This is a genomic window from Nostoc cycadae WK-1 (assembly GCF_002897135.1).
In the GTDB taxonomy this organism is placed as follows: domain Bacteria; phylum Cyanobacteriota; class Cyanobacteriia; order Cyanobacteriales; family Nostocaceae; genus Nostoc_B.
In genome coordinates this window covers 1-12,923 of record NZ_DF978452.1, presented here as the reverse complement: position 1 = coordinate 12,923, position 12,923 = coordinate 1, and the positions used below count along the sequence as shown (strand labels likewise).

At 40.6% G+C, this 12,923-nt stretch carries 10 protein-coding genes and 1 pseudogene; 6 read left to right on the top strand and 5 right to left on the bottom strand.

The window, feature by feature from the left end:
• Positions 1 to 32 precede the first annotated feature (32 nt).
• On the bottom strand, positions 33 to 482 hold the full coding sequence (locus NCWK1_RS27990; protein ID WP_103126943.1) for an Hsp20/alpha crystallin family protein: 450 nt from the start codon (positions 480 to 482) through the stop codon (positions 33 to 35).
• A gap of 371 nt (positions 483 to 853) precedes the next feature.
• Here NCWK1_RS27990 and NCWK1_RS27985 point away from each other — a divergent pair, with 371 nt between their 5' ends.
• Positions 854 to 1,174 carry a DMT family transporter gene (locus NCWK1_RS27985; protein WP_096577583.1) on the top strand — a complete coding sequence of 107 codons (321 nt, stop codon included), beginning with the start codon at positions 854 to 856 and terminating at the stop codon, positions 1,172 to 1,174.
• Between the two features lie 503 nt (positions 1,175 to 1,677).
• Here the strand turns inward: NCWK1_RS27985 and NCWK1_RS27980 are convergent.
• Positions 1,678 to 2,967, bottom strand: a complete 1,290-nt coding sequence (locus NCWK1_RS27980) for a serine hydrolase (RefSeq protein ID WP_103126942.1) — start codon at positions 2,965 to 2,967, stop codon at positions 1,678 to 1,680.
• Between the two features lie 379 nt (positions 2,968 to 3,346).
• On the bottom strand, positions 3,347 to 3,907 hold the full coding sequence (locus NCWK1_RS27975; RefSeq protein WP_103126941.1) for a pyridoxamine 5'-phosphate oxidase family protein: 561 nt from the start codon (positions 3,905 to 3,907) through the stop codon (positions 3,347 to 3,349).
• A 446-nt stretch (positions 3,908 to 4,353) separates the two neighbouring features.
• On the opposite strand from NCWK1_RS27975, the gene NCWK1_RS27970 reads away from it, so the two are divergent.
• The 4 genes and pseudogenes from NCWK1_RS27970 (at position 4,354) to NCWK1_RS27950 (ending at position 9,110) form a co-directional block, all read left to right on the top strand.
• Complete coding sequence (locus tag NCWK1_RS27970) at positions 4,354 to 5,001, top strand: MotA/TolQ/ExbB proton channel family protein (protein WP_416209764.1); 648 nt, start codon at positions 4,354 to 4,356, stop codon at positions 4,999 to 5,001.
• Entirely contained in the window at positions 4,985 to 5,389 is a 405-nt protein-coding gene (locus tag NCWK1_RS27965) for an ExbD/TolR family protein (protein WP_103126939.1), read from the top strand. Before NCWK1_RS27970 ends, NCWK1_RS27965 begins: the two co-directional genes overlap by 17 nt.
• Positions 5,390 to 5,617: 228 nt before the next feature.
• Positions 5,618 to 6,756, top strand: a pseudogene (locus NCWK1_RS30650) (ISAs1 family transposase).
• A 308-nt stretch (positions 6,757 to 7,064) separates the two neighbouring features.
• The gene (locus tag NCWK1_RS27950) at positions 7,065 to 9,110 is read left to right on the top strand and encodes a serine/threonine-protein kinase (RefSeq protein WP_187308265.1); all 2,046 of its coding nucleotides are present in this window, start codon (positions 7,065 to 7,067) and stop codon (positions 9,108 to 9,110) included.
• Between the two features lie 402 nt (positions 9,111 to 9,512).
• On the opposite strand, the gene NCWK1_RS27945 is transcribed toward NCWK1_RS27950, so the two are convergent.
• Positions 9,513 to 10,076, bottom strand: coding sequence for a Uma2 family endonuclease (locus NCWK1_RS27945; RefSeq protein ID WP_103126957.1), 564 nt, complete (start codon positions 10,074 to 10,076; stop codon positions 9,513 to 9,515).
• Between the two features lie 312 nt (positions 10,077 to 10,388).
• On the opposite strand from NCWK1_RS27945, the gene NCWK1_RS27940 reads away from it, so the two are divergent.
• On the top strand, positions 10,389 to 10,967 hold the full coding sequence (locus tag NCWK1_RS27940; protein ID WP_103126937.1) for a Uma2 family endonuclease: 579 nt from the start codon (positions 10,389 to 10,391) through the stop codon (positions 10,965 to 10,967).
• Between the two features lie 145 nt (positions 10,968 to 11,112).
• Here NCWK1_RS27940 and NCWK1_RS27935 read toward each other — a convergent pair.
• Positions 11,113 to 12,923, bottom strand: a 1,811-nt coding sequence (locus tag NCWK1_RS27935; RefSeq protein ID WP_146034051.1) for a tetratricopeptide repeat protein, incomplete at its 5' end; no start/stop codon positions are given.

Below are 12,923 nucleotides of genomic sequence, written 5' to 3'. Positions count from 1 at the left end.
TCGGGTATTTTAGCGCTAATCCAAAATTGATATTAGCCAATAGATTCAAGATTCAGCTTAACAACCTTTTTCTTTTCTTCTTCGGCTTTAGGCAAAGTCAGAGTCAAAATACCATCTTTATAATCAGCAGTAACATTGGTATTTTGAATGCGAGTTGGTAAAGGAATCAAACGTTGGAATTTCCCATAATGGAATTCACTCTTGGTTACACCTTTCCTTTCTGTTTTAGTTTCAGATTTCCGTTCACCGCTGATATACACAGCTTTTTCTGTAACTTGCACATCTAGGTCTTTGGCTTCAATTCCTGGTAATTCTAGCTTGAGATGAATAGCTTCTTCAGATTCGTGTAATTCAGCCGCCGGAACTTTTGTAAGGCTTCTTTCAAGTAAGGTAGATGGGAGCATTTCGTCTGCAAATAAATTGTTGATTTGTCTTTGGAGAGTGTTCATTTCTTGCCAAGGATTCCAACGTACTAATGTCATATCTCCACCTCGTTTAATTTCTAATTTTGTGTAGTTGATTTAGGTTTAAATCATTTGCGTTGTTTTTATAGTATTCACAATCCAGTACAGTGTAAATTCGGTTTTTATCACCAATTACATCATGATTTCCGAACCTTAGTATTAGTACGGTAAACCCCCATAATATTGGTGTGGTAAACTGAACTTTAGAGATTACCAACTTCTTTACTAATTCGGAAATATGAATATTTTGATTTTTGCCTATCTCATCAGCTAACTATAAATGTTGTCAAAATAGCAGAATTAGTTAATAGATTAAATATAGAATTTTGACTCATTATACTTGTCGAAAAATCATATTTCCATCATCACCTTATAATCAATCAATAAACATGGTAAATAGTTGGCTTTATCTCATTGCAGCAATCTTATTTGAAGTCGCTGGTACAACTTCCATGAAATTGTCTGAGGGGTTTACAAGAACTATTCCCTCGGTTTTAATTTTTATCTGTTATGGAATTTGTTTTAGTTTTTTAACTTTAGCTCTTAAAAAAATTGAAGTCAGCATTGCGTATGCTGTTTGGTCAGGTTTAGGCACAACTGTAATCGCTACTATTGGGGTAATTTGGTTTCGTGAATCAATGTCTCTTACCAAACTTTTCTCGATAGCTTTAATTATCATTGGCGTAATAGGGGTAAATTCTGCCAAATAAAAAAAGCCCTCGTACATTTTGCGATGAACGAGGTGAGGATAGGAGTAATCAATGAGGACTTCCTGTTATATTTGTCCTTTTAGAGATAAAGAAGTTTGATGTCGATCGCTACAATAAAAACAGCAGCAATCTCTCAAAAGAGTGAGCAAAATAAGCAACTAACCTAAATCCGTCCGTTGTTAATGCTTTAGCATGTTTAGTGTAGTAAAAGTTGGTTTATCAAGCCCGCAAGTTATTTCCCATTCATAATTTAGCAGTGCGGCTTAGGTATATGTAGCCAACTTGGCAGGAATACAGTCAATATCCTTCAAAGCCAATATGAATTAGAATGTGTTACGGCTATGCAAGAATTTGTTAGTTTAAGAGAATAAGGATTAGCCGTAACGCACTGAGAGATAGGGTGCGTTAAGCACTGCTATAAATAGATATGCAAAAACCCCTAGATATTAATGAATATCAGGGGCTTACGTCAATTAAAATTTTTCTTTTTTACATCAGGAGTATTAAGGCTTGCTGGCGACTCTTGGTTGGTCTAAATAGCCGTAAACAATTCGAGAAACTTGATTGATAAAATCTCGCGCCTTTAAATCATTAAAAGGTCTTCTGACAAAAATTCCGGCTAAGTAGCGCTTACCAGATGGCATTTGAATAATCCCGGCATCACCTAGTACAATGCCTAGAGTTCCGGTTTTGTGAGCAATTACCGCACCTTTACCCAAACCAGCTGGTAATAACTTGGTGTTGTGAACACGCTGCATAATATCCAAAACTTTGCTACGGCTGGAATCAGTCAATAATTGATTTTTTGCAACCAACGCAGATAGCCTGACTAAATCTTTGGCGCTAGTTGTATTAGTACCCTTAAAGTCGCCGAGTAAATTCCGCACGACGGTGTTTTGCAGACCCCAACCACGAAAACGCTGATTTAACTTAGCTTTACCACCTAATCGGTCAATTACCATATTGGTAGCTGTGTTGTCGCTGATGGTAATCATCTTAGTCACGGTTTCTATCAGACTAAAACGACTTCCTGCACGCTTGTATTGAAATTCTCCAGAACCTCCAGTTATTAAGTCACGCCGCATAACTAAGGTTTCATTCAGTTTGACTCTACCTGCATCTACTTCTTGAAATAACGCTACTAAAATGGGAAACTTAATTGTACTAGCAGCAGGAAAGACTTTCTCACCATTTAAATCTAGATAGTTACCAGTATCTAAATCTAAAAAGAACATTCCTGCATCCAGGGAACGATAACGAGCAGCTAAGGCTTGTACCTGCGATCGCAATTGTGGTATTTCCTTACCTAACGGTACAACTCCCGCAAACAAAGAAACATCACTCACGGAAACCGGAATTTGCTCTTCACTAGATGAAGAAACATTATTATCAACAGGATTTTGAACCCGTTCTACCGATGGAAATTTCACTATCCAATGAGTGGAAGAATCACCTTGCAGCAGTAACTTGTTAGGGTCTACAGTGTATCCAGGTGCTAATTCAACTACTAATCTTGTTGTGTTATCGTCAACCTTGCCAACACGGATTTCGCGTACTGTGGAACCAAAGTTTTTCCGAACTGTATTTGTGTTCAGTTGTGTACCAGGAAGATCGATAACTAACCGCGTGGGATTTTGAATTAAAAATGCTCTTGGTTTAACACCAGATACAGTAGTAATATTCAGTTGATTTTGTGCGGTGTCAAAGCTCCAAGATTCTAAGCGAGATGCTCTTACTGGAGAAGAAAGCAGGACAATACTGACAACGCTAAACAGAAATAAGCGTAATCTCATGCGTGTGATTATGTAGAGCGAAAGTTGAATTTACTTGCACCAATTTTCGAGGATGTCTCGGTTGATCCGGACTAAACTCGAATCATAATTCGTTGCAAATCATTACGTCAAGACACGGAAACCGCATAATAGTTCCTTTACACCAAATTTAATTAGGAATAGAGGCAGAAAATAGAACTGATATGTATCGATTTTTGACGCTATGTTTTATAAACTTAGTTATAGAGTGTCAGCAATGATAAATTTTCTCTATAAAGGTTATTTTTGTCAAAAGCCTACAATCTATGGTCAAAAATCAAGCTTCTTTGGACTAGAGACTATTGACAAAAAATTTGAGATTTTTTGGTTCAGATTAACTAAAAATATATGAAACACCGCTTTAACCGTCAGATAATTGGCCTAATGGTGTCGGTAAACCATCAATGCTGATGCTGTTTTTTTGTTGTTGATATTCTCGGACTCCCTGTTCGCCTTTTTTAGCAGCCCAATTTACTAGTGTTTGGCGTTGACCTTGGTATTCGTAAAGAGGAACGCCGAAACCACAGGAACTTTGCACAATCTCAATATCAGCTACGATAATTTGACGAGTTCCTGGTAGCGGCGGAAACACTGAATATACAGAATCCCAATCAGGATAGCTCGGTAAAATTACGTATCCTTGACCGTACAGTCGCAAGATGCGCGCTGGTTCAGTAAAGGCGCAAAACATGAAGGTAATGCGACCATTTTCTTGCAGATGGGCTGAAGTTTCGTTACCGCTACCTGTGAGATCGAGATAGGCGACCTTGTGGGGGGATAAAATCCGCAAGCAATCGAGACCTTTGGGAGATAAATTAACGTGACCTGTAGCACTCAGAGGCGCGGTTCCTACAAAGAAAAGGTTTTGGGCTGCAATAAACTCTTGCAGTTCTTCTGTGATTGAGTCAAATAGTTTAGCCATAGATGATTAAGAGTACAAATTGACGATATTCAAATGATGTAATTTTTTGGGCGTTGGGTAAGTTAGTACGCAAAATATACTTTAACTCTCAACGTCGGGCGATCGCTTCTCAAGCAAAGCTACAAACTACTGTTCTGTTTAAATTTGTTGCAAGTTCTTATTAGTAATTACTCTGTTCAAAACCATCTCTCGCAAAAGTCAAGCAATAAAGCAAAAAATTCCTGAGTTAGCTTTCATCAACTGTATACTTACACAAATACTTTCATCATCAGGATTGTAGCGAATCAAGCCTTGAACAAGAATGAATAATTATGTCATCAAAACTCAACCGAATTTGACATAGCTTTTTATTTTGTCTACTCCTTATTGATAAGATATATCATTTAGTACCGTAAACTGCTAGTCTAACTGTAACGTTGTCCATTTAGTTCCTAGAGATATTGCCCATGTATCAGTTGTTTGTAGCAGGTGGCGTAGTCATGTGGCCCCTGCTGGCGTTTAGTGTGGTGGGAATTGCTTTAATTATCGAGCGAGTCCGCTTTTGGTATCGCATCAATACTCGGCAAAACCGCATAGTCAGAGAAGTGTTGAATCTTTACCGCCTTGATAATGTTGTTGGCGCGTTGGATAAATTGCAAAAGAATGCAGATTTGCCCATGACACGCATTTTTTTAGCGGCGTTGCAATTAGAAGAACCAACCCCAGAAGAATTTCGGCTTGCACTAGAAAGTGAAGCGCAAGCCGAAATCCCAGTTCTCAAACGTTTTCAAAATATGTTTGACACAATTATTGGTCTTGCACCACTTTTAGGCCTACTTGGTACCGTGTTGGGTTTGATTGCTTCTTTTGCATCATTAAACTTGGGTGATGTAGGCGGGACAAAAACCGCAGGAGTTACCGCAGGTATTAGTGAAGCGCTGGTATCTACAGCTTCAGGTTTAATTGTGGCTATTTTTATACTTTTATTTGCTAATACCTTTCGAGGGTTATATCAACGACAGATTGCCGCAATACAAGAATATGGTGGACAATTAGAACTGCTCTATCGCCGTCGCTATGAACGAGGAGACAGAACCTATGCGTCTACAAGATGAGCCAGATTTACCACCGCAAATCAACATCGTGCCAATGATTGATGTGATATTTGCGATTTTGACATTTTTTATCATGTCAACGTTATTTTTAACTCGCTCAGAAGGTTTACCCGTCAACTTACCCAAAGCGGCGACAGCCAAACAGCAGCAAGTTCCAGCCAAAATTACCGTCACAGTAGATAAAGATGGAATAGTAAGTGTCAACCGTCAACCAAGCACTGTTGAAGGTTTAGCCGGACAATTGCGTACCTTGGTAGGCGATAACCAAGAAGCATTAGTAATTGTGAATGCTGATGCAACAGTCACCCACGGTAAAGTAGTGGCAGTGATGGATCAAGTCAGACAAGTCCAGGGGGCAAAATTAGCGATCGCCACCCAAAAGCCTTAGTTATTAGTCATGAGTCATTAGTCATGAGTCATTTGTCTTGACTAATGACACTCTTAGAGGATGTTTGAAAAGTCCTTTTTGTTGGTTGCAAAACGTTTTAGATCCCCCTAAATCCACGCCAGTCGCCTCAAGTCGGGAAACCCGCCCACGGCGCTGGCTCCCCTTAAAAAGGGCAGGGCTGTTTCATTCCCTAAAACAGGTAAAATAGCAAGGGTTGAGGGGATAAAAATGATGGGTGCGGCTCTGATTGAACAATTAAAGCAAGTGGAAGACTTTAGAACGACGGATGGGCGAAGACACCAACTGTGGTTAGTGTTGCTGTTGGTAATCATGGGAACAATGAATGGATATGTAGGATATCGGGGGTGGGGAGATTTTGTCAAAAGGCATAGTCGAGTATTAATCGAGAAATTTGGCATTCAAAAACATGGAGTACCCTCATATTCAACAATCCGGCGTGTAGTGATGGGAGTAGACTTCGATAAACTGGCTGATAAATTTAATGAATGGGCAAAAACTTATGTGGATTTAGAGGTATCAGAATGGTGTGCAACAGATGGGAAAAGTATTAAGGGTACAGTGCAAAACTACAGTTCATCTAATCAAAATTTCGTGAGTATAGTATCGGTATTTGCTTGTAAAAGAGGGCTGGTTGTCGGGATGGAGAAATTTGAGAATCAGCAAAAAAGCGAAATCCAGGTTGTCCAAGAGCTAATCACTGCATTGGGTCTAGAAGGAGTGGTCTTGAGCTTTGATTCCCTACATTGTCAAAAAAAACTTGCAAAATAATTATAGAAAGTGGCAATGATTATGTCATTGCGGTTAAAGATAATCAACCCAAACTACGTAGCCATATTCAACGCATTGCTGCCACAAAAAAACCAACTTCTCGTGTAGTTGAAACCGAAAAAACCAGAGATAGATATACAACACGCACTGTAGAAGTTTTTCATGATATCAATGGAATTGACCCGTCATGGACTGGAATAAAATCTTTAGTCAGGGTCGAAAGAATTGGTACGAGAAACGCTAAGAAATATCATGAAATTGTTTGTTATATTAGCAGTCTGATAGCAAGCGCGAAAGAATTTGCTATCGGTATTCGTGGACACTGGGGTATCGAAAACTGCCTTCACTGGGGAGGCAGTGCCGTGGGCGGGTTTCCCGACTTGAGGCAACTGCCGTTGAAAGACGTTGTTTTCAAAGAGGACTGTTCTACAATCCGTCTTGGCAACGCTCCCGCTAATCTTTCTATTATCAGAGCAATCGCACTCAATATCCTTCGTCGTCATAGTTATCATTCCATCACTATTGCTCAAAGATTTCTCTCTCATGATATTGACAAACTACTTCGTCTTGTGGAATGAAACAGCCCTGGGGGGTTAGGGGGGATCGAGAAGTGCCTGAAATCACAACTAACCACTTTTCAAACAACCTCTTAACCTGTCTGCTACTTTTGCCTGCTGCTATAATCGATAAAATTCAGCTGATGACTCTCGTAGTTTTCCTGCATTGAAGAAAACTTATGAGCATTTACCAAAATTGACTATATAATTGATTCCCCACTCCCCACTACCAGCGGGATCTACCATCAATACGTGAGAGTCAATCATCATCTAGGGAAATATCGGGGTTAACTTAGTAAAAATTTTTATGCAGTTGCGCCTGTCAGATAATGATCTGCTGCTTAAATCCCGATTGTCCAAATCCCCTAAATCCCAAAGGAAAGCAGTCATGCCAAACTTGTAGCACCCCCTTGGTGCCACTATTAAGAAATCGCTTTCGAGTGATTCGGGTGCTTTCCGATGAGGGGGGATTTGGCAGAACTTATTTATCTGAAGATACCGATAAACTCAATGAACTGTGTGTAATTAAGCAATTAGCACCGAAATTTCAAGGAACTTGGTCGCAGAAAAAAGCAATGGAGTTATTTGCAGAAGAAGCCAAGCGACTGCAAGAACTCGGCGAACATCCGCAAATTCCTACACTGATTGCTTACTTTGAACAAGATAACTGCCTTTATTTGGTACAACAGTTTATTAATGGGCAGAACTTGTTAAAAGAATTACAACAGCGCAAAGTCTATAAAGCGAATGAAATTCAAGCAATTTTACTTGATTTACTGCCTGTACTCAAATTCATTCACGATCGCGGTGTGATTCACCGAGACATTAAACCAGAAAATTTAATTCGCTGTCGTTATGATGGGCGACTTAGCTTGATTGATTTTGGTTCTTCTAAGCAATTAACCGAAAAAGTCAAGAATAAAAATGGTACATCCATTGGTTCGCATGGTTATTCTCCACTGGAACAAATCAGAGACGGTAAAGCTTACCCAGCTAGTGATTTGTTCAGTTTGGGGGCTACCTGTTTTCATCTGCTAACAGGAACATCCCCTTTTCAATTGTGGATGGAACATGGCTATGGCTGGGCGAACAGTTGGCGGGAATATTTGCGTAGTCCTTTGTCGCCAGAATTGGAAGGGGTGATGACGAAGCTGTTGCAAAAAGACTTAAGTCAACGCTACCAGTCAGCCGATGAAGTGATTAAAGATTTGATTCCATCACTCCCACGCGCCTTACCAGCTGCTGGACAATCATCAGGAAAATTCACCGTCACTCAACCGAGTTCAAAGTTCTCCTTTAAATATGCTTTTGTCAAAAGTTTAGTTTTAGGCGCTGCTTTCATTTTGTTATTTGGTTTTAGTGATACTTGGTATCAAAAATATCACCAAATTCAAACCAGTTTGTTATCGAGACTAAAGCCAGGAAATTACAGTCCTACTCAGGGTGAAGTTGTTTTTGGTCAGTCACCCAATGTTCCAGTTAAAAATATTTCCTTAGCTAACACCCTCAAAGGAACAGCAAAATCTGTTGTCTCTGTCGCCATTAGTCCCGATGGGCGGACAATTGCTAGTAGTGGCGAAGGGGAACGCATAATTAAAATGTGGAATCTGACCACAGGAAAAGAAATACTAACCCTGAGTGGACATTCGCAAAAAGTTAATGCTGTGGCTATCAGTCCCAATGGCAAAACTTTGGTCAGCGGTAGTGATGATCAAACTATTAAAGCCTGGAATTTGGCAACAGGTAAAATAGTCTACACATTAACAGGACATACTGACTCCATTCAAGCATTAACAATTAGTCCTAATGGGAAAATTTTGGTGAGTGGTAGCGATGACAACACTCTCAAAGTTTGGAATTTAGGCACAGGAAAGCTCATTCGCACACTTAAAGGACATAAATATTGGGTGCGGTCAGTTGCTATTAGCCCAGATGGTCGAAATTTAGCCAGTGGTAGTTTTGATAAAACTATTAAACTTTGGCATCTTTATCAAAATGACCCAGCCCGCACACTGACGGGAAATCCTAATACAATCACATCAGTAGCATTTAGTCCTGATAGTACCACCTTAGCCAGTGCCAGCCGCGATCGCACCATTAAACTTTGGGATGTCGCATCAGGCGAAGTTATCCGCACCCTAACAGGCCATGCAAACACCGTTACCTGTGTGGCTTTTAGCCCTGATGGCATGACCTTAGCCAGTGCCAGCCGCGATCGTACAATTAAACTTTGGAATTTAGCCACAGGGGAAGTCTTAAATACATTAACAGGTCATGCAGATACAGTGACATCTGTCGCTTTTAGTGTTGATGGTAAGACTATTATCAGCGGCAGCGAGGATAATACCATCAAGGTTTGGCGAATAGCACAGTAAAGATAGCTTTTGGGTGATTGTATTTTAGTTTGTAGTGAGAGCGATCGCGTTTTCACCTTGAAGCTTCGGGTTTAAAACCTGACAGTTCAGGCTTGAAGCGAAAATGTTCTTGTTTCAAGCGATAACATTTTAGTTTGAAACGAGAATATTCCTGTTTTAAATGAGAATGTTCGGGTATGAAACGAGAATGTTTTTATTTCAAACGAGAACGTTTTAGTTTGAAACGAGAATATTCCTGTTTCAAATGAGAATGTTCGAGTTCAAAAGCTGAAATTTGGTGTTCATAACTCGAAATGACACTATCAAAATACCTCTAAAACTCTTCTCTGCGCCTCTGCGTCTCTGCGTGAGACAAAAATAGAGAATACAGAAAACACAGAGGGAGATGAAAGAGGTAGTAATTTATCTACCAAAGATTTCATTGACCGTAATTGTGACATCAGAGAAACCTGGAATTGATAAACTTTCCTCACCAGCAAACTTTTGTATATGCTGATATCCTGTAGCTGTTGGTTGTTGATAAACTTCAACAATTTGCTCGTTAATATCTACTAACCAAACAGCAATTATATTAGCTTCTGCATATAAAGGAATCTTTTCTTCTCGGTCATAAATAATTGTTGAATCAGCAACTTCAATTAATAAGAAAATATCTTGAGGTTGGGGGTGTGCGGCTGCATAAAAATCATCACGGGGTTTGAGTAAAGCCACATCTGGCTGTGGTTGCGAATTATCATTCAGTTCCACAGGGTCTTGAATAGCAATGAGAACTCTATCCCTTAACTTACTAGACAAGAGTTTATTTAAGCACTTTACACAAGCAGCGTGTTTTGTCCCAATCGGCGACATCTCAATAATTTCTCCGCGTATCAGTTGCACCCGATCATCTTCTGTAAGAACACCGGATTCAATCATTTTATGATATTGCTGCACTGTGAATTTATGTCTTAATAACTGCACAGTCATCACCGCCTCCACTGTCTCTTGTATTTTAATTATGTAATATCACTGGCTGAAGTAAACTAAAATAGTCCTGAGCCTTTTCGGTTAAAACTCGATACTTACAGTTATTTTAAGAATAGATAGACAATGCTTCTCGGATAAAGATTGATTCATCCTAGATGCAGATCCCCCCGCCTACGGCGACCCCCTTTTTAAGGGGGTAAACAGAAAAATAGCCCCCCTTTTTTAAGGGGGGTTGGGGGGATCTGCAAGAACTCATAACGCTAAACCGAAAAGTATTGGGATAAGTGAGTTTTTTCTGTTGCCTTTGACCCTATGACAGCAATTACATTAAACCTCAATTCTATAATTCAACTCACAAGAGAACAATTTTATCAACTTTGTGAAGAAAATCCCGATTTAAAATTAGAACGCAATGCCCAAGGAGAATTAATTATCATGCCACCCACGGGAGGAGAGACAGGCAAAAGTAATTCTAATGCTAATGCTCAAATATGGTTTTGGAATGATCAAAATCAGTTGGGTGAGGTATTTGATTCATCAACTGGATTTACTTTACCAAATGGTGCTGACCGTTCGCCCGATGTTTCTTGGGTAGCAAAATCTCGTTGGGCTGCGTTAACTAAAGAACAAAAAGAGAAATTTATTCCTTTATGTCCTGATTTTGTCATTGAGATACTCTCACCTAATGACAGCTTAAAGAAAACTCAAAATAAAATGCAAGAGTATATCGAAAATGGCTGTCGTTTAGGTTGGTTGATTAATCGCAAACAACAAGAAGTAGAAATTTATCGTCCGGGAAAAGATGTGGAAACTCTCAAATCACCTCAAACTCTTTCCGGTGAAGATGTTCTACCTGGATTTGTACTCACTATGCAGAAAATTTGGGTGTGATGTCAGCAGAAATTTATGAGATTGAAATGAGAGAACAATGCTACATTGCTCAATTACAAATTCCGAATTAATATAACTTTCTCTTCACTCTCCGTACATCTGTGCCTCTGTGTGAACCTTAAAATTTTTATTTTTAACTATTCCGCTAACGATATGTTTCTTTTAAAAACTTTGCATAATTTCCCCGCACAGTCATAGTATGAGGATGACCAACACCCAAACTACGCTCACACATTGCCAAAGCTTGCAGATACAGGGGTTCGGCTTCACTGTCGCGTCCTGTCGCACGGTAGAGTTCTGCGAGATCGTTGAGGCTAGTGGCGACATGGGGATGTTCTGCTCCCAACTGGCGTTGTGTGAGTTCTAAAGCTTGCAGGTACATGGGTTCGGCATCATTGTACCTTCCTGTAACACAGTAGAGTCCTGCGAGATTGTTGAGGCTATAGGCGACATGGGGATGTTCTGCTCCCAACTGGCGTTGTGTGAGTTCTAAAGCTTGCAGATACAGGGGTTCGGCTTCACTGTAGCGTCTTGTCGCTCGGTAGAGTCCTGCGAGATTATTCAGGCTAATGCCGACATGGGGATGTTCTACTCCCAACAGGCGTTGATACAGTTCTAAAGCTTGCAGATACAGGGGTTCGGCTTCACTGTAGCGTCCTGTCGCATGGTAGAATCCTGCTAGATTGTGGAGGCTAGTGGCGACATCGGGATGTTCTGCACCTAACAGGCGTTGTGTGAGTTCCAAAGCTTGCAGATACATGGGTTCGGCATCATTGTACCTTCCTGTCTCATGGTAGAGTCCTGCAAGATTGTTGAGACTAGAAGCGACAAGAGGATGTTCTGTTCCCAACAGGTGTTTATACAGTTCTAAAGCTTGCAGATACAGAGGTTCGGCTTCACTGTGCCTTCCTGCCGCACAGTAGAGTCCTGCGAGATTATTCAGGCTAATGCCGACATAGGGATGTTCTGCTCCTAACAGGCGTTGTCTAAGTTTTAAAGCTTTTTGATAAAGGGGTTCGGCTTCATTGTACCTTCCTGTCTCACAGTAAAGTAATGCCAAATTGTTCAGACTAGTGGCCACAAGGGGATGCTCTGCTCCTAACAAGTGCTGCCATAGTTCTAAACCTTGCTGATAAAGGGTTTCGGCTTCATTGTACCTTCCTGTAGCACGGTAAAGTCCTGCCAAATTATTCAGACTAGTGGCGACATGGGGATGTTCTGCTCCCAACAGGTGTTGATACAATTCTAAAGCTTGCAGATGCAGGGGTTCGGCTTCACTGTAGCGTCCTGTCTCACAGTAGAGTCCTGCCAGATTATTGAGACTACTGACGACATCAGGATGTTCTACTCCTAACAGGCGTTTTCTGATTTCTAAAACTTGCTGATAAAGGGTTTCGGTTTCACTGTAGCGTCCTGTCTCACAGTAGAGTCCTGCCAAATTATTCAGGCTAACGGCGACATCAGGATGTTCTGCTCCTAACAAGCGTTGTCTGATTTCTAAAGCTTGCAGATGCAGGAGTTCGGCTTTACTGTACCTTCCTGTCGCACAGTAGAGTCCTGCCAGATTATTCAGGCTAACGGCGATATCAGGATGTTCTGTTCCTAACAAGCGCTGTCTAATTTCTAAAGCTTGCAGATGCAGGAGTTCGGCTTCAGTGTATTTTCCTATCTCGTTGTAGAGTTCTGCCAGATTATTCAAGCTAACGGCGACATCAGGATGTTCTGTTCCTAATAGGCGTTGTCTGAGTTCTAAGGCTTGCTGATACAGGGTTTTGGCTTCACTGTACCTTCCTGTCGCACGGTAGAGTTCTGCCAGATTATTCAAGCTAGTGGCCACAAGGGGATGTTCTGCTCCTAACAGGTTTTGCCACAGTTCTAAAGCTTGCAGATGCAGGGGTTCGACTTCATTGTACCTTCCTGTCAATTTGTAGAGTCCTGCCAGATTATTGAGACTAT